Here is a 17,823-nt window from a genome sequence, read left to right as displayed (position 1 = left end):
GAAGGCATGCATTTAGCCCAAGAAATTATTGACTCCGCAGAAGCCATTCAAGAAATTCGACGCAATATTCATGCGCACCCTGAATTGCGTTTCGAAGAAAATCGCACTGCCGATCTAGTTGCGGAAGCGCTTTCTAGCTGGGGAATTACCGTCTACCGCGGCATGGGGAAAACGGGTGTCGTGGGTCGCTTAGATGGCGACTTGGGTCTGGGCAAGATGATTGGTCTGCGCGCCGATATGGATGCCCTTCCACTGCAAGAACACAACAGCTTTGCTCATGCATCAACAAACCCCGGAAAGATGCATGCTTGTGGACATGATGGTCACACTGCAATGCTGCTTGGCGCCGCACAATATTTATCCAATCACCGCGACTTTAAAGGCACAGTGATTTTTATTTTCCAGCCCGCTGAAGAAGGGGGTGCTGGTGCTAATGAAATGATTAAGGATGGACTTTTCAAAGAGTTTCCATGTGATGCAGTATTTGGCCTGCATAACTGGCCTGGCCTGGCGGAAGGTCACTTTGGTGTTACCTCTGGCCCAATGATGGCCTCAAGCAATACTTTCGAAATTACCATTACCGGTAAAGGCGGTCATGCCGCTCTACCCCACAATAGCGCGGATCCAGTATTTACTGGCGCCCAAGTAGTGCTTGCATTACAAAGCATCATTACACGTAATAAACGTCCTGTGGACGCCGCAGTTTTATCCATCACGCAATTTCATGCGGGTGAAACGAGCAATGTCATTCCGGATAATGCTTTCATCGGCGGCACGGTCCGCACATTTACCTTAGATGTCCTGGATCTCATAGAGCAACGTCTACGAGAAATTGCCCATAGCGTTTCTAGCGCCTTTGATTGCCAAGCTGAAATTACGTTTTCTAGAAATTACCCACCCCTGATTAATCATGCCAATGAAGTGAAATTCGCTACTGAGGTGATGGGTGAGTTGGTTGGAGAGCAAAATGTGAATGCTTCGATCGACCCTACGATGGGCGCGGAAGACTTTGCATTTATGTTGCTGGAGAAGCCTGGTTGCTACGTATTCTTAGGCAATGGCGATGGCGATCATCGCTCGGTAGGTCATGGCATGGGACCATGCCATTTGCACAATCCTTCTTACGATTTTAATGATTCATTGATTCCAGTAGGCGTGAGCTATTGGGTCAAACTAGCTCAGCGCTTTCTAGAAAAAAACTAACTTCTTTAAAACTTTCTCTTCGGCTATTAAATTAAGAATTGGTAAATTTAGCTGGACGCTTTTCCATGAACGCAGCCATACCCTCTTTTTGGTCATTCGTTCCAAAGCAAGCATGAAAGAGGCGGCGTTCAAAATGAATACCTTCGGACAAAGTAGTTTCATAAGCGGTGTTGATACTTTCCTTCACCATCATTGCAGTCAATAAAGGCATGTCTGCGATTCCTTTAGCGATTACCTTTACCTCTTTTAATAAGTCCGCTTGCGGGAAGATGCGTGCGACTAAACCAGAGCGCTCAGCTTCAGCAGCATCCATCATGCGACCCGTCAAAGCCAGATCCATCGCCTTGGCTTTTGATACCGCACGCGGTAAACGTTGCGTACCTCCAGCCCCAGGAATGATTCCTAACTTCACTTCGGGCTGTGCAAACTTAGCGTTATCTGCAGCCATGATGGTGTCACACATCATAGCTAACTCACAGCCACCGCCCAAGGCGTAACCAGAGACAGCAGCAATTACTGGCTTGCGTACTTTTTTAATCTCTTCCCAATTACGGGTAATAAAGTCGCCGCGATAAACATCTGTCAGGCCATACTTAGCCATTGAGGCTATATCCGCTCCAGCGGCAAATGCCTTTTCACTTCCAGTAACGATCATGCAACCAATATTGTCATCCGCATCAAATGCCAATAATGCAGCGCCAAGCTCTTCCATCAGTTGATCATTCAAGGCATTCAACACCTCAGGGCGATTCAAAGTAATGGTGGCAACCTTGCCATCTACCTCAGTCAAAATTGTTTTGTAGCTCATGAATTTCTTTCAGTGAAAATATTAAATTAACGTGGCAGCAACAACCACATCCTGCCATTTTGTTTCATGCGACCCGCCATCTCTCCAGCAGAATCTCCCGATCCCCAATAGTAGTCGGCTCTGACGCCACCCACAATTGCCTTGCCCGTATCCTGCGCCATCACCAGCTTTTGCAAAGGCTGACTGCTCAATGGTTTAGTGGCAGCTAAAAAGACAGGCGCACCCAGTGGCAAGGCTTGTAAATCTACTGCAATACTGCGCTCAGCCGTAAGCGGAACACCGAGAGCGCCGTTAGGGCCTAAATCAGCAGAGACGTTACCTGGCAACTCTTTAAAAAAAACAAAACGGGGATTGGCATTAAGCATTTCATTCACTTGGCCAGGATTACGTTTGGCCCATTGTGAAATACCTTGCATCGTTGCTTCGCTGCGTGTGATTTCTTTACGATCAAGCAACCACTGAGCAAATGATTTAAAAGGTTGATCATTGGTGCCCGCAAAACCCAGACGCAAAATACGTCCGTCCTCAAGGCGGATTTTTCCAGAGCCTTGAATTTGCATGAACGCCGCCGCCACAGGATCTTGCACCCAAGCAATTTCAGAACCCTGCAAGACGCCAGAGCTCATCAGCTCTGCACGGCTTGGGCCTGGGTTGGGTTTGGACTTGCGCCAAGCATTAGGGTAGCCATAGAGCGGCACGTTATAGGTACTCGTACGGGTTTGCGAACCATTCATCACTGGCTCGTAATAGCCCGTGATTAAGCCAGTATCACTCCCTGAGCTATTGCGAATTTCATAAGCCTGAAAATTACTTTCAAAATATTTACGAATAGCTTGCGTATCACGACTAGATACATTCCCCGCCTGGGCGCAGACTGAACGCCAGTTCACATCACTATTTTTCTTGCGCAAAGCATCGCAACTTTTTAACCAAGCAGGCCAAGCCTGAGACAAGTCGTCTTCCTGCCATCCAGGCAAGGCTTGCCAAGATACAGCGCTAAAGCTTGCAATCGAAGAGTTGTAGCTTGATGGTGCAGCACCAGACCCGCTTGAGCGATAGCCCGTTCCCCGAGTGGGGGGCGTAGAACATCCAACAATCAAGCTGGCTATCAAGATAGCGAATACACTTAACGGAACTAATTTAAATTTAGAAATCATGATTGCCAATCTACTCGATGAATACCCAATGCTACTGTTTGTTTTTGAAGGCGCTGTTGCCTTGGGACTTTTCTTATTTATTGTCCTTTGGACGGGCAAGGGGAAAAAATAGCGTTCTCCACCACCCTAATTTAATGCAGGGTACGGGGCATCACTAGGGCAAATTCTGGGATAGGGGCCTGAAAGAACTGGGCATCCTCAGTCACACAGAAATACTCCCCGCGCATGGTTCCCGCAGGAGTGGGCAAAGTTGCCCAGCTGGTGTACTCAAAATGCTCTCCGGTGCGCAGTAGCGGTTGCTGCCCAACAACACCCAGCCCTCGGACCTCCTGGACATCGTTATCCCCGTCTGTAATGAACCAATGGCGGGCAATCACCTGAATACTGGCCGCCCCCGTGTTGCGGATGGTTACCGTATAAGCGAAGGCAAATTGGCGGTTATCGGGGTCAGATTGCTCAGGAAGGTACTGGGCTTTGACCGTAATGCTCATTTCGTGGGGATTCATGGACGAATTCTGCTCCATCCTAAGACCAACTGCAAGCTAGAATCTAGGGATGGAAAGCCAAAAATCACCCTCAAATAGTCAATTTGTTATTGCCCCATCCATTTTGTCGGCTGACTTCGCTTGCCTTGGCAAGGAAGTTCAAGACGTTTTAGTAGCGGGCGCCGACTGGATTCACTTTGACGTGATGGATAACCACTATGTGCCCAACCTCACTATTGGCCCCTTAGTTTGCGAGGCTATTCGGCCCTATGCAAATAAAGATGGCAAACCTGCGGTGATCGATGTGCATTTAATGATCGAGCCGGTAGATCGTATCGTCCCCGACTTTGCCAAAGCGGGTGCCAATTTAATTAGCTTCCATCCTGAAGCAAGTCCACATGTCAATCGCACACTGAATTTGATTCGTGATCAGGGTTGTCAAGCAGGCCTTGTATTCAATCCAGCAACACCACTGACTCATCTCGATCACACTTTGGAATTGTTGGATCTTGTTTTGCTGATGTCAGTCAACCCAGGCTTTGGTGGCCAATCATTTATTCCGAGCACTCTGAACAAGATTGCTCAAGTACGCGCACGCCTCGATCGTTACCAGGCTGAGACTGGTCGACATATTCGCCTTGAAGTGGATGGCGGAATTAAAGTCGACAACATTGCAGAAGTGGCTCGAGCAGGTGCTGATACTTTTGTTGCAGGCTCAGCAATTTACGCACAAGAAAATTATGCTCAAGTCATTCAAGCGATGCGCACTGAATTAGGAAAGTCAGGAAAAGCGTAATGCAGCGCGAAGAATTTAACGCCCTAGCAATGCAGGGTTTCAATCGCATTCCTCTGATCAAAGAGGTTTTGGCGGATCTAGAGACTCCACTGTCTCTTTACGTTAAGCTGACTCAAGCGTTCGGTAAAACCAACACATACTTATTGGAGTCTGTTTTGGGTGGCGAGCGTTTCGGCCGCTTCTCCTTTATTGGCCTGCCTGCCAAGACTATCGTGAGAACTGTCGGCACCCCTTCAGCACCAGTCAACGAAGTAGTGACTGATGGAAAAGTGGTTGAAACGAATACCGATAATCCACTCGACTTTGTGGATGCTTACTTCAAGCGTTTTAAGGTAGCTTTACAAGCTGATATGCCCCGCTTTTGCGGTGGCCTTGCCGGCTACTTTGGTTATGACACTGTTCGCTATATCGAGTCACGTTTAGCCAAGCATCAACTACCGGATGAATTAGGCGTTCCTGATATTCAACTAATGCTGACTGAAGAGTTAGCAGTGATTGATAACGTTGCTGGCAAAATTTATTTGATTGTCTATGCGGATCCGAGCATTGCTGATGGTTTTGTAAAAGCGCAAGATCGCCTAAAAGAATTACTCGCTTGTCTTAGTAAGCCAGTAAATATGCCGGCATCTTTGCCAAGCACCAAAACCGATCTCATCCGCAAATTCAAAGCAGCTGATTTTGAAAAAGCAGTACTTAAGACCAAAGAATATATTTTGGCTGGCGATTGTATGCAGGTAGTCATTGGTCAGCGTATTAGTAAACCATTTACAGACTCACCATTAGCCCTCTACAGAGCGTTGCGCTCGCTTAATCCATCGCCATACATGTACTTCTATGACTTTGGCGATTTGCAAATTGTTGGCTCATCCCCTGAGATTTTGGTGCGCCAAGAAAAACGGGCTGCCGAGAAGATTGTGACTATCAGGCCACTAGCTGGCACCCGCCCTCGTGGAGCCAATCCTGAGGAAGACGAGCGTTTAGCCAAAGAACTCTTGGCAGACCCCAAAGAAATTGCTGAGCATGTAATGTTGATTGATCTAGCCCGCAATGACGTGGGTCGCATTGCCAAAACTGGCTCAGTCAAGGTAACCGACTCCATGTCCATTGAGAAGTATTCGCACGTTCAGCACATCGTGAGTTCTGTGGAAGGTGATCTTTTGGACAATATGAGCAATATGGATGTATTGCGAGCCACTTTCCCGGCAGGCACCTTATCAGGCGCACCAAAAATTCGGGCGATGGAAATCATTGATGAAATGGAAATTGTGAAGCGCGGCGTATATGGTGGCGCAGTAGGCTACCTCTCTTTCTCAGGCGATATGGATGTGGCCATTGCCATTCGTACCGGCGTGATCCGTGACGGCATGCTGCACTCTCAGGCTGGAGCTGGCGTTGTTGCTGACTCTGATCCGACTGCCGAATGGAAAGAAACGGAAGCAAAGGCACGCGCGGTATTGACTGCAGCAGATTTAGTACAAGGAGGACTTGATGCTCCTAATGATTGATAACTACGATTCATTTACTTACAACCTCGTTCAGTACTTTGCAGAGCTTGGTGAGGAGGTAAAAGTCTTTCGCAATGATGAAATTGCTGTGGAAGATATTGCCAAACTGAATCCTGCGCGTATTTGCATCTCACCTGGGCCATGCAGCCCTTCTGAGGCAGGTATTTCAGTCGAAACCATCAAGCGCTATGCGGGACAAATTCCGATCCTAGGCGTGTGCTTAGGGCACCAAGCTATTGGTGAAGCATTTGGCGGGAAAGTCATTCGCGCCCAAAAAGTCATGCATGGCAAGACCGATAGCATTCATCACACTGGTGTGGGTGTATTTAAGAATTTGCCTGATCCATTTAAGGTGACTCGCTACCACTCTCTAGCTATTGAGAAAAGCTCTTTGCCAGCAATGCTAGAAGTAACTGCCACTTCTTCTGACGGTGAGATCATGGGCGTACGCCATAAAGAACTCGCAGTTGAGGGCGTGCAATTCCACCCAGAATCTATTCTTTCCGAGCATGGCCACGCCCTACTCAAGAATTTTTTACAAAACAAATAATCAGTCTAATAACAGCGCTATGTCAATAACTCCGCAAGAAGCCCTTCAACGCTGCATTGAACATCGTGAACTGTTTCATGATGAAATGACAGCAATGATGCGGCTCATCATGAGCGGTGAAATGGCGCCAGAGTTGGTGGCTGGATTATTGGTTGCCCTGCGCACCAAAAAAGAAACTGTTGGTGAGATTGCTGCTGCTGCACAAGTGATGCGGGAGTTTGCCACCTCAGTCAAGGTGGATGACCGCAGTCATTTGGTAGATGTAGTGGGTACAGGCGGTGATGGCGCTCATACATTCAATATTTCTACTGCAGCGATGTTTGTAGCTGCGGGGGCAGGGGCAAAGATCGCTAAGCATGGCAATCGCAGCGTAAGCAGTAAGTCAGGCAGCGCAGATGTATTAGAGGCGCTTGGCGTGAATCTGGCTTTATCTGCTGAGCAGGTCGCCGCGTGTATCTCATCAGTAGGCGCGGGATTCATGTTCGCCCCGAACCATCATCCAGCAATGAAAAACGTAGTACCTATTCGCAAACAACTCGGTGTCCGGACTATTTTCAACATTCTTGGCCCGCTCACCAACCCTGCTGATGCCAAACGCATTTTGATGGGTGTATTTCATGCTGACCTAGTCGGTATTCAGGCGCGCGTATTGCAAGCCTTGGGTATGGAGCATGCGCTTGTCGTTTATGGACGGGATGGACTGGATGAAATTTCCTTAGAGGGTCCAACCTTAGTCGGCGAACTCAAAGATGGCTTGGTACGTGAATATGAGATTCATCCAAAAGATTTTGGATTAAATACCGCTCCTACCAACAGTTTTAAAGTGGCTAATGCTGAAGAATCCAAGCAGATTGTCTTGGATGTACTTGATGGCAAGCTAGGGCCTGCAAGTGATATCGTCTGCCTCAATGCTGGAGCTACACTCTATGTAGCTGGAGTAGCAAAAGATATTGCAAGCGGTGTTGCCCTGGCTAGGGTAGCCATTACCTCTGGAGCGGCACGTCAAAAGCTAGATGCTTTTGTTGCAGCAACCCAATCTAAATAATTGATTATTCATGAGCGATATCCTCGATAAAATTGTTGCGACCAAAAAAATTGAAGTGGCTAACTGTCTGCAGAAAATGTCGCTTGCCAATCAACGTGAGCAAGCTGAAGCCAATAATCAAAATGCCTCTCTCAAGCCTAGAGGCTTTATTCAGGCTATTGAGAACAAGATTTCTGCTGGTAAGGCAGGAGTCATCACTGAAATCAAAAAGGCAAGCCCAAGCAAAGGTATCTTGCGCGAGAGCTTCGTACCAGCAAGTATTGCCCAGTCCTACGAACAGCATGGCGCCGCATGTTTGTCAGTGTTAACCGATATAGATTACTTTCAAGGCTGCAATGCCTATCTGCAAGAAGCTCGATCCGCATGCAATATCCCAGTATTACGCAAAGACTTCACCATAGACCCTTATCAAGTTTATGAAGCTCGTGCAATTGGCGCTGATGCAATCTTGCTCATCGTGGCTTGCCTAGAATTAAATCAAATGAAAGAGCTTGAGGCCTGTGCCCATGAATTAGGTCTAGATGTTTTAGTCGAAGTTCATAACGCACCAGAATTAGAGCAAGCGCTAGAGCTCAAGACACCATTACTTGGCATTAACAATCGCAACCTCAAAACCTTTGAGGTCACACTGCAAACCACCCTCTCTCTAATGTCTATGGTTCCAGACAATAAAACCTTAGTAACAGAGTCTGGCATCTTGAGTCGCGCTGATGTAGAGCTCATGCGCAACAATCAAATCAACGCATTCCTGGTTGGGGAAGCATTTATGCGCGCCGCTGATCCAGGCGCAGCCCTTAGCCAGCTGTTTCCCTAATCTTTCGCAATAGATCTAAGCAGTATTTGATCAAAGAAATGAGTAGGAATGAGCCAAGAACATCACCAATAAACATCACCAGGAAGTGATTCACGCTACCCGTATCTTCCAGGGTCATCGTAGCAAACCACCGCTGATGCAAGCCTGCTGAAAGCAGGGAATAAATCAAAATACATGCAATGAGTTTGGGGAAGTTGAGATTACTTAAGTCTGACTCAAGGCGAAGATTGCTAAAAACAAAAAATCTAGCCAGGTAAGGTGCAAACCCTGAAATTAATCCAACCCCAATACATACAGTCAAGTCGTGCGGGAAATCACCGTAATAGCTAATTAAAAATGAGGCTATAGCAATTCCAATGGCGCCAGGCAAACCAAAAATCAATGTCAAAAATAAGCGCAGGCCAGCAGGAAGATAAATCCAACTTACCCCTAAGCCAAAAGTAATACCGTTGGTAAGCCAGCCATTGCAATAAAAAAGAAGTGTGTACGCTATCGCACTAATGGCACAGCCAAAAATCCATTCCGAAGAGATTGCGAATAATTTAGACATTGTTTTTAGTATGGATTAATTTTTATTGATGCGCATCAATTGCCAAAATCAGACCAAGGGAATACACTAACACTAGCCTTAGAGCCAATACAAATAAATACTAAATATGTCATCTACTAAACCGTCATCCTATATTAAGTTCCTCAACTTAATTGATGCTCTCGATCGCATCAATCCAGGGAAAAAACTTGATTGCATCGAAGAGAGTTTGCTCGATAAAATTGTTTCCTGCGCCCATGCAAAGCAGGCAATTTTGGTTGGTGATCTGATCTCCATTTCCGATCTTGGCTCACAAGCGACGCTACATGGTCGCCTCAAAAATCTCAGCGCCTTGGGTTACATCAAAATGGCTGCAAATGCTGATGGTCGCAAAAAAGAAGTATTGCCTACCAAGATTGCTCTAAAGCGCTATGAAGAAATTTCTAAATGTTTAGAAAAGGCAGCAAAAGCTTCATAACCATTTATAGCCCCACCGTATAAGCAAAAAGCCCTGAAAAGGGCTTTTTTATTGGGTAAAACAGCTTGCTTTAGACGTTAAACAAGAAGTTCAATACATCTCCATCTTTAACAACGTATTCCTTGCCTTCAGCGCGCATCTTGCCGGCTTCCTTGGCGCCAGACTCCCCCTTGAATTGCACAAAATCTTCGTAGGAGATTGTCTGAGCACGAATAAAGCCACGCTCAAAGTCTGTATGAATCACGCCAGCAGCTTGAGGCGCTGTATCACCAACATGAATAGTCCAAGCGCGAACCTCTTTAACACCGGCGGTGAAATACGTTTGCAAACCGAGTAATGAGTACCCTGCACGAATCACGCGATCCAAACCTGGCTCTTCCATACCTAGATCAGCCAAGAATTCAATCTTGTCTGCTTCTTCTAAGTCGGCGATCTCTGCTTCAATCGCAGCGCATACCGCAACGACCGGTGCATTTTCTTTTGCAGCATGTTGCTTCACAGCCTCGAGGTGCGGATTGTTTGAGAAGCCATCTTCTTTAACGTTCGCAACATACATCGCAGGCTTGGCGGTGATTAAACACAACGGTTTAATCAATAATTTTTCGTCGTCACTAAGATTCAAGCTGCGCACTGGCAAAGCAGAATCTAGATGAGTCTGAACTTTAGTCAGAACAGCAACCAAGGCAGCAGCCTCTTTATCATTGCCAGACTTAGCGGCCTTACTTGAGCGATTCAGGGTTTTCTCAACCGTCGCCAAGTCCGATAAAGCCAATTCGGTATCAATTACACCAATATCTGCAATGGGATCAATTTTTCCAGCAACGTGAATAACGTTAGGATCCTCAAAACACCGGACGACATGGGTAATGGCGTCTGTTTCACGAATATTCGCTAAAAACTGATTACCAAGGCCCTCACCTTTTGAGGCGCCAGCCACCAAACCAGCAATATCGACAAATTCGACTGCTGCAGGCAGGATGCGCTCAGGCTTCACGATCTCAGCCAAGGCGGCTAGACGGGGGTCAGGAACCTCAACAACGCCCACATTAGGCTCAATCGTGCAGAAAGGATAGTTTTCCGCTGCGATTCCAGCCTTGGTAAGCGCATTAAAGAGGGTAGATTTGCCGACGTTAGGCAGGCCGACGATGCCACATTTCAAAGACATAGCGTTATTGTAAAGGGGCTGGTTTCGATATCATCGAGTTATGTCAGAAGTTCACCCAAATAACGTGCCCAAGCCTTCAGTCCACTCCGCCCAAATCCGCACAGTAGATGTTGTTGTGGTCGGCGGAGGCATTACTGGTAAGGCTTGCGCCCTAGGTCTAGCCCAGCTTGGCTTACAAACCATTGAAATTGCCCCTGATTTAGGGCAAAACGTCCCAAGTCCGCAAGGCGCTCAATGGGGCCAAAGAATCTACGCCTTCTCCCCCAGCACCCAAAAATTACTGGCTCATTTGCATATTTGGGATGCAATTGATCGCAGCCGCCTGCAAGCAGTCCGAGATATGCGGATTTACGGTGATCGAGGCGAAAAGAATGACCATCTCCATCTTTCTGCATTTGAGGCAGGCACTCCACAACTTGCCTGGATTGGAGAAGCCAATTTAATTGAGCACACCATCGATCAAGCTTCGCGTTTTCAGAATAAGCTAGAGCGCATCAATGATGTTGTAGAAAAAATTCAGGTAGATGCTGATGGAAGCACCCTACATTTAAAAAATGGTGGGAGCATTCGCGCACAACTCGTGATTGCGGCTGATGGCGCCAACTCACCGATTCGCAATGAATTGGGTATTAGCGCGAGTGAAGAAAGTTATTCACAAAGTGCAGTGGTTGCCAATTGGCTCTGTGACTACCCCCATCTAGAGACTGCCTTTCAGTGGTTTTTGCCAGGTGGCGATATTGTGGCTATGCTGCCCCTGCCAGGAAAACAAGTGTCAATGGTTTGGTCTACCTCCCCAGAACATGCAGCTGATTTATTAAAACTAGATCAAGCGCAATGGTTGGATCAATTCTCCTCCATTGCTAATGGCGCAATTGGAAAGCAACTAGGTGAGCTGACTCTGAACTCAGTGCCAGCAACCTTCCCTTTAAGAAAGATTCGAGCCAAACGATTTATCGGGCCAGACTCCTCTCCGAAGGTTGTGCTCATTGGCGATGCCGCCCATGTGATGCACCCACTCGCTGGGCAAGGCCTGAATCTAGGGCTGCGAGATGTTGCAGTACTACTGAATATTTTGGGCAAGCGTGAATCGTTCCGCGCACCTAGTGACTTGGTATTGCTTCGACGTTATGAACGACAACGTCAAGGCGACACTAGCGCACTCTTATGGGTTACCGATAAACTCAAGAAATTATTTTCTGCAAGCAGTAGCACTGAACGCCAGCTCCGTAACTGGGGTTTGGGTCTAGTGAACAAAAGCCACTTTATAAAACAGCGCTTAATTGAACGCGCTTTAGGAGAAATTGATTTTGAATAAATTGTTATCTGCGATTGCATTTATTGGCGCAGCCTTGCTTTGCACCAGTCCACTTCATGCGCAACAGGAACAGCAATTAAAGGCTGAGATCCAAAAGAAGTTAGGCGCCAATGCCAAAGTGAAAAGTGTTTCGCCGGCACCGGTTTCTGGTCTTTATGAAGTATTGGTTGGCAATGATATTTTTTATACCGATGCCTCTGGAAAATATCTGATTCAAGGCGAAATCATTGAGCTCGCATCAGGCAAAAATATTACTGAACAAAGACAGGCAGACCTCAACCGCATTAAGTGGAGTGATTTAACACCTGCCAACGCAATCAAAAATGTTCGCGGCAATGGCAGTCGCCAACTGGCAGTCTTCTCCGACCCTAACTGTGGCTATTGCAAGCGCCTAGAAAAATCTTTACAGCAGCTCGATAACGTCACTATCTACACGTATTTAATTCCAATCTTGTCGCCAGATTCTGCGCAAAAGTCGAAACAAATTTGGTGCTCTTCTGATCCCTATAAGGCATATATAGATTGGATGGTGAATGGCATTGCACCTAGCGGCAAGGGGGAGTGCAGCACACCACTAGATAAGAATATGGCTTTTGCAAAGACCTATGGAATTACCGGTACTCCGACTTTATTCTTTACTGACGGCAGCCGTTTCCCTGGCGCAGTACAAATTACTGATATCGAAAAGAAATTTAGTTCTCTGAAATAAATAACATGAACCATGCCGACTTACCCGCAATTCAATACACGGTCTGGCCGGCAGACCTGCAAGGCCATCACTTTCGCGTCAAACTGCACATTGCCAATCCCAATCCCGATGGCCAGGTACTACAAATGCCAGCCTGGATTCCGGGCAGTTATTTAATTCGTGATTTCAGTAAACATCTGGAATCGATTGAAGCGTTTTCAGTAGAGGGTACTAAGAGAAAAATAACTCTCGAACGTATTGATAACGACCATTGGCGCTTACCGCCATGCATTGGTCCGATAGAGGTACTCAGCACTATTTATGCCTTTGATTCTTCAGTACGTGCAGCGTATTTGGATACCGAACGCGCATTCTTTAACGCTACCAGCCTATGTCTAGCCGTAAAAGGGCAAGAGCATTTACCTTGCTCACTCGCCATTACCGCACCAGAGCTTGCCTTTGCTGATCACTGGACGGTTCAAACTACCTTGAGAGCAGCCAAGACAGATGAGCGTGGATTTGGTTTTTATCTGGCACAAAATTATGATGATCTATTGGATCACCCCGTAGCTATGGGCGAGTTCCAACTCGTACACTGGAAATCGAATGGTGTAGCTCATCGCATGGCAATACAAGGCTGCAATCATATTGTTGATGCCAAACGTCTTGCGCAAGATTTACAAGCAATCTGCACCAGCACTATTGATCTGTTTGAACCAAAATCCAAAAGCGCCCCTTTTAATGAATACCTTTTCTTAGTCAATACAGTATTAAATGGCTATGGCGGCCTTGAACATCGCAATAGCACCGCTCTCCTCTGCAGGCGCGATCAAATCCCCCAAGAAAATATTCTCTTTGAAGAATCTGCGTATAGAGAATTCTTAGGCTTGTGTAGTCATGAGTATTTTCATGCATGGCTGGTTAAGCGCATTCAGCCAAAAGCCTTTCAGCCGTATGATTTGGCCAAGCGTAATCACACTCGCTTACTGTGGGTGTTTGAAGGCTTCACCAGTTACTACGATGATCTCCAACTACTGCGTAGTAAACGAATTGATCTCAAAACCTATTTAAAACTCGTTGCAGATAACTGGAATGGGATCTTGCGCGGTCCTGGGCGCCATAAGCAAAGCCTGACTGATAGCTCTTTTGATGCCTGGACCAAGTATTACCAAGCGGATGAGAACACCCCAAATTCGGTTGTCAGCTATTACGGTAAGGGCGCCTTAGTAGCGCTTGGTCTTGATTTACAGATTCGCGCATTCACTAAAAATAAACAATCTCTGGATGACCTTATGCGCCTACTCTGGAATAAGCATGGTGTCACCTTTGATGGCATTCCAGAAGATGGGCTAGATGATTTGATTTTTGAATTACTAGGCAAAGGCTTTAGTAAAACCTGGCATGAGATGAAGGCCCGTTATATTTTAGGCACAGAAGATGTTCCGCTGCAAAAATGGATTGTTTCAAATCTCGTTTCTGTAAAAACAAAATCTCAATCTAAGCTCGAAAAACTCAAGCTACAGTTTGGGGTGCGCCATATAGATGCCACTGGTTGGCTTAAAGTAACCCATGTGCTTGATGGCGGAATTGCCCAGGCAGCAGGCCTAGCAGCCGGTGATTTACTGGCCAGCATTGATGGGCAGCGCGTCACCGGCACCCGCTGGGATAAAGTCTTAGGCAGTCTTTCTGAAAACTCCCATACCCGCATTACTTTCTATCGCGATGATCTAGAGCATGAGCGCATGGTTTCAATGCAATCTGCCCAGCTACCCGTGCAATATGAACTGATGCCTAAAAAAGATGTCTGATCAAAATTGAAAGCACTATTTTCAAAAGACGATATCCCGAATGACTGGCAAGATTTACTGGGAAATTATTTCGAGTCAGAGGAATGGTATTCGCTAGAGAAAAATTTGCAGATCGCTCTTAATACTGAAGTTGTTAGGCCTGAGCCTCAGAACTTTTTTAAAGCTCTCAAACTTTGTCCTGTTGACTCGGTAAAGGTGGTGATCTTGGGTCAAGACCCGTATCACTCACCAGGGCTAGCACAAGGACTGGCCTTTTCTATTCCCGCCGAGATTGCAGTCAATTCACGAGAATTTCCTAGCTCACTACGCAATATCAGCAAGGCACTCGCATTAGAAGGTTTTGGGTCTTTGCCAAATGGAGATCTACACAGCTGGGCCAAACAAGGAGTGCTTCTTCTCAATACAGCTTTGAGCGTCAAATTAGGTGAGGCTGGTAGTCATACGGGTCTGGGATGGAAAAGCTTAATTGACCATTTGATCAGCGCTTTATCTCAAACCAGACCGCATTTAGTCTGGATACTATGGGGTGGTCATGCCCAATCCAAGCTGCCATTGATTGAAGGTGGCCAGGAACCGTTGATTTTGCAATCCTCCCATCCATCCGGTCTTGGCGTTTACAAGACGGATAAGCCTTTTTTGGAGCCTGGGGGCAAGGCCAGTTGCAACCACTTCACCAAAGCCAATCAATGGCTGATTGAACAAAAGAGCTCGCCCATTCAGTGGGTGGAGAACAATCAGACCGACTTATTTAGCTAAAGCAGTAAAAATACACCCCACCGCACAGGCGGCAAAAATAGCGCTAGCCCACTCTAGAATTTGGCCAGATTGGAAAAGACCCAAGTATTGCCCCGCATAAGAGCTAGCAGCCGCCGTAATAGACCCCAGTAAAAAGGCGATGAGAATCCTGCCAGACTTAACCCCATAAGAGACTCCAGGGTAAAAAATCCAGGCTGATACCCCAGAAATACCCCCAATCACCAGAAAAGCCAAAAACCCCATTGATACCCCCATTAATGCTGCCATCAAATCTATAATTGCCATTATGAAGTTGTTGACACTCGGCATCAATCATCACACAGCGCCGGTCGCCATTCGGGAAAAGGTCGCCTTTGACCCTGAATTTCTTCAAGAAGCGTTGCACGATCTTCGCCAACATTTAGTTGGCGCGAATCAGGCCGGGCTTCCCGAAGCTACGATTTTGTCAACCTGCAACCGCACCGAGGTCTACTGTGCTGCAAATGATGCCAGCGCCGCTGGTCTTTTACATGAAGCCACATTCGATTGGTTAGCAAAAACTCAGCAACTTGCCCCAAGCAGTCTTGAGCCACACATTTATTCACTGCCGCAATCAGATGCAGTGCGACACGCCTTCAGAGTTGCGTGTGGTTTAGATTCCATGGTGATTGGTGAGACGCAAATCTTAGGTCAAATGAAAGATGCGGTTCGCACCGCAAATGATGCTGGCGTATTAGGAACGTATCTCAATCAACTTTTCCAGAAAACATTTTCAGTTGCCAAAGAAGTACGCGGGTCTACTGAAATAGGCGCACACTCGATTTCGATGGCAGCAGCATCTGTTCGCCTCTCCGAGCGCATCTTTGAAAAAATTGCAGATCAAAAGATCTTATTTATTGGTGCTGGTGAAATGATCACCTTGTGCGCAACGCATTTTGTTGCGCGCAAACCAAAAACTGTAGCAATTGCTAACCGCACTATAGAGCGCGGTCAGGAGCTTGCAGATTCCATTTCTGCGCAAGATGTTGAGGCCGAATCCTTCAAGCTCTCAGAGTTACCAGGACGTCTACACGAGTTTGACATTATTGTTTCTAGCACCGCCTCATCCCTACCCATTATTGGACTTGGCATGGTGGAGAGCGCTCTGAAACAGCGTCGCCACAAGCCGATGGTAATGATTGATTTAGCAGTGCCGCGGGATTTTGAACCTGAAATCTCCAGGCTGGATGATATCTACCTCTACACCGTTGATGATTTAGGGGCGATGATTCAGACTGGCGCCAATTTGCGTCAAGCGGCAGTAAGCCAAGCTGAAGCGATCATCGAAGATCGTGTTGGTAACTTTATGCATTGGATGCAAGGTCGTAATGCAGTTCCACTGATTCAGGATATTCAGCAGCAAGGTGAACGTTTGCGTCAGCTTGAACTCGAGCGGGCAATGAAACGCTTGATGCGTGGCGATGATCCACAAGAAGTTCTCAATGCGATGGCACAAGGTCTAACTAATAAATTTCTGCATGGCTCACTCCATGCACTGCAACACTCTAATGGCGCTGAGCGTGACGCCTTGATTAAGTTGTTACCCAAACTATTCGCCTCGCATTCCAAGCCAGAAGACCATTAGATGAAGCCCAGCATGCGGGCTAAGCTAGACCACCTAGACACGCGCTTAGCCGAACTTAACTCCTTATTAACCTCCGAAGAAGCAACCAAAGACATGGATGCTTATCGGAAGCTCACGCGTGAACATTCCGATATCGCTACTGTAGTAGAGCAGTTTGGCCTCTACAAGCAAGCCGAGGCTGATGCCCAAGCGGCAGAGGAAATGCGCAAAGATCCTGAAATGAAGGACTTTGCCGATGATGAGCAGAAGCAGGCTTTGGCTACGATGGAAGCGCTTGCGGGCACATTACAAAAGCTCTTGCTTCCTAAAGATGAAAATGATGATCGCAACGTTTTCTTAGAGATTCGTGCGGGCACTGGCGGTGATGAGAGCGCACTCTTTGCCGGCGATCTACTGCGTATGTATACCCGCTTCGCTGAACGCCAAGACTGGAAAGTAGAAATGGTCAGCGCTGCTGAATCTGACTTAGGTGGATATAAAGAAGTTGTCCTTCGTCTCGTTGGACAGTCTGTTTACTCACGTCTCAAGTTTGAATCTGGTGGTCATCGCGTGCAACGTGTTCCACAAACAGAAACGCAGGGTCGTATTCATACATCAGCCTGCACGGTGGCAGTCATGCCAGAAGCAGATGAACTTGAGGCGGTCAAAATTAATCCCGCAGAATTGCGTATTGATACCTTCCGCGCTTCAGGTGCCGGTGGTCAGCATATTAATAAAACAGATTCTGCAGTCCGCATTACCCACCTGCCAACAGGTACCGTAGTGGAGTGCCAAGACGATCGCAGCCAACACCGCAACCGCGAACAAGCCATGAAGGTATTGGTTTCTCGCATCATGGATGCGCGTGAGCGAGAAAAACATCAGCTTGAGGCTCAAACCCGCAAATCCCTCGTAGGATCAGGCGATCGCAGTGACCGCATTCGTACCTACAACTTCCCACAAGGCCGCATTACTGACCATCGTATCAATCTCACGCTTTATAAAATTGATGCCATGATGGATGGGGATATCGATGATCTTTGTAATGCTCTTGCATCTGAACATCAAGCGGAGCTACTTGCTGCCCTTGGTGACAACTAAGCGATCACGCAAACCGTGAATCAGGATTTGTGTCTACG

At 47.0% G+C, this 17,823-nt stretch carries 19 protein-coding genes; 13 read left to right on the top strand and 6 right to left on the bottom strand.

Going from position 1 to position 17,823, the window contains the following annotated elements:
- The first annotated feature begins 6 nt into the window (after positions 1-6).
- Entirely contained in the window at positions 7-1,203 is a 1,197-nt protein-coding gene (locus ICN39_RS01015; protein ID WP_216232277.1) for a M20 aminoacylase family protein, read from the top strand.
- Positions 1,204-1,234: 31 nt separating this feature from the next.
- On the opposite strand, the gene ICN39_RS01010 is transcribed toward ICN39_RS01015, so the two are convergent.
- The 3 genes from ICN39_RS01010 to apaG all read right to left on the bottom strand — a co-directional run bounded on the left by ICN39_RS01010 (position 1,235) and on the right by apaG (position 3,674).
- Positions 1,235-2,011, bottom strand: a complete 777-nt coding sequence (locus tag ICN39_RS01010) for an enoyl-CoA hydratase (RefSeq protein WP_216232276.1) — start codon at positions 2,009-2,011, stop codon at positions 1,235-1,237.
- A gap of 26 nt (positions 2,012-2,037) precedes the next feature.
- Positions 2,038-3,168: a murein transglycosylase A gene (locus tag ICN39_RS01005; RefSeq protein ID WP_216232275.1), complete on the bottom strand. Its 1,131-nt coding sequence runs from the start codon at positions 3,166-3,168 to the stop codon at positions 2,038-2,040.
- A gap of 131 nt (positions 3,169-3,299) precedes the next feature.
- Positions 3,300-3,674 (bottom strand): Co2+/Mg2+ efflux protein ApaG, encoded by a 375-nt coding sequence (gene apaG / locus ICN39_RS01000; RefSeq protein ID WP_216232274.1) that lies wholly within the window; start codon positions 3,672-3,674, stop codon positions 3,300-3,302.
- A 49-nt stretch (positions 3,675-3,723) separates the two neighbouring features.
- Here apaG and rpe point away from each other — a divergent pair, with 49 nt between their 5' ends.
- From rpe to trpC, 5 genes are read left to right on the top strand one after another with little or no spacing between them, the layout of a single operon-like run.
- Entirely contained in the window at positions 3,724-4,449 is a 726-nt protein-coding gene (rpe, locus tag ICN39_RS00995) for a ribulose-phosphate 3-epimerase (protein ID WP_216232273.1), read from the top strand.
- On the top strand, positions 4,449-5,954 hold the full coding sequence (gene trpE / locus ICN39_RS00990) for an anthranilate synthase component I (RefSeq protein ID WP_216232272.1): 1,506 nt from the start codon (positions 4,449-4,451) through the stop codon (positions 5,952-5,954). The genes rpe and trpE overlap by 1 nt, the downstream gene beginning before the upstream one ends.
- Positions 5,938-6,504 (top strand): aminodeoxychorismate/anthranilate synthase component II, encoded by a 567-nt coding sequence (locus tag ICN39_RS00985; protein WP_216232271.1) that lies wholly within the window; start codon positions 5,938-5,940, stop codon positions 6,502-6,504. Before trpE ends, ICN39_RS00985 begins: the two co-directional genes overlap by 17 nt.
- Before the next feature lie 19 nt (positions 6,505-6,523).
- Complete coding sequence (gene trpD, locus ICN39_RS00980) at positions 6,524-7,549, top strand: anthranilate phosphoribosyltransferase (protein ID WP_216232270.1); 1,026 nt, start codon at positions 6,524-6,526, stop codon at positions 7,547-7,549.
- Positions 7,550-7,559: 10 nt separating this feature from the next.
- Positions 7,560-8,363 (top strand): indole-3-glycerol phosphate synthase TrpC, encoded by an 804-nt coding sequence (gene trpC, locus ICN39_RS00975; protein WP_216232269.1) that lies wholly within the window; start codon positions 7,560-7,562, stop codon positions 8,361-8,363.
- On the opposite strand, the gene ICN39_RS00970 is transcribed toward trpC, so the two are convergent.
- On the bottom strand, positions 8,344-8,913 hold the full coding sequence (locus ICN39_RS00970) for a hypothetical protein (RefSeq protein ID WP_216232268.1): 570 nt from the start codon (positions 8,911-8,913) through the stop codon (positions 8,344-8,346). The two genes, trpC and ICN39_RS00970, sit on opposite strands and share 20 nt — an antisense overlap.
- 106 nt (positions 8,914-9,019) lie before the next feature.
- On the opposite strand from ICN39_RS00970, the gene ICN39_RS00965 reads away from it, so the two are divergent.
- Complete coding sequence (locus tag ICN39_RS00965) at positions 9,020-9,370, top strand: hypothetical protein (RefSeq protein ID WP_216232267.1); 351 nt, start codon at positions 9,020-9,022, stop codon at positions 9,368-9,370.
- Between the two features lie 70 nt (positions 9,371-9,440).
- On the opposite strand, the gene ychF is transcribed toward ICN39_RS00965, so the two are convergent.
- On the bottom strand, positions 9,441-10,535 hold the full coding sequence (gene ychF / locus ICN39_RS00960) for a redox-regulated ATPase YchF (protein WP_072583416.1): 1,095 nt from the start codon (positions 10,533-10,535) through the stop codon (positions 9,441-9,443).
- 40 nt (positions 10,536-10,575) lie between these two features.
- Between ychF and ICN39_RS00955 the strand changes: the two genes are divergently transcribed.
- From ICN39_RS00955 to ICN39_RS00940, 4 genes are read left to right on the top strand one after another with little or no spacing between them, the layout of a single operon-like run.
- The gene (locus ICN39_RS00955; protein WP_216232266.1) at positions 10,576-11,850 is read left to right on the top strand and encodes an FAD-dependent monooxygenase; all 1,275 of its coding nucleotides are present in this window, start codon (positions 10,576-10,578) and stop codon (positions 11,848-11,850) included.
- Positions 11,843-12,559, top strand: coding sequence for a DsbC family protein (locus ICN39_RS00950; RefSeq protein WP_216232265.1), 717 nt, complete (start codon positions 11,843-11,845; stop codon positions 12,557-12,559). Before ICN39_RS00955 ends, ICN39_RS00950 begins: the two co-directional genes overlap by 8 nt.
- A 5-nt stretch (positions 12,560-12,564) precedes the next feature.
- Positions 12,565-14,346, top strand: a complete 1,782-nt coding sequence (locus ICN39_RS00945; RefSeq protein WP_216232264.1) for a M61 family metallopeptidase — start codon at positions 12,565-12,567, stop codon at positions 14,344-14,346.
- A gap of 6 nt (positions 14,347-14,352) precedes the next feature.
- Complete coding sequence (locus ICN39_RS00940) at positions 14,353-15,102, top strand: uracil-DNA glycosylase (protein WP_216232263.1); 750 nt, start codon at positions 14,353-14,355, stop codon at positions 15,100-15,102.
- Here the strand turns inward: ICN39_RS00940 and ICN39_RS00935 are convergent.
- On the bottom strand, positions 15,091-15,387 hold the full coding sequence (locus ICN39_RS00935) for a hypothetical protein (RefSeq protein ID WP_255532233.1): 297 nt from the start codon (positions 15,385-15,387) through the stop codon (positions 15,091-15,093). The two genes, ICN39_RS00940 and ICN39_RS00935, sit on opposite strands and share 12 nt — an antisense overlap.
- Before the next feature lies 1 nt (position 15,388).
- Here ICN39_RS00935 and hemA point away from each other — a divergent pair, with 1 nt between their 5' ends.
- On the top strand, positions 15,389-16,705 hold the full coding sequence (gene hemA / locus ICN39_RS00930) for a glutamyl-tRNA reductase (protein ID WP_216232262.1): 1,317 nt from the start codon (positions 15,389-15,391) through the stop codon (positions 16,703-16,705).
- A complete protein-coding gene (gene prfA / locus ICN39_RS00925) occupies positions 16,706-17,785 on the top strand; it encodes a peptide chain release factor 1 (protein WP_216232261.1) in 1,080 nt (359 codons plus the stop codon).
- Positions 17,786-17,823 lie beyond the last annotated feature (38 nt).

Origin of the sequence: Polynucleobacter sp. AP-Reno-20A-A9, from assembly GCF_018882085.1 — a bacterium.
GTDB lineage: Bacteria > Pseudomonadota > Gammaproteobacteria > Burkholderiales > Burkholderiaceae > Polynucleobacter.
Note: the sequence above shows the minus strand (reverse complement) of the source record. Positions and strands in the feature narration are given on the sequence as shown.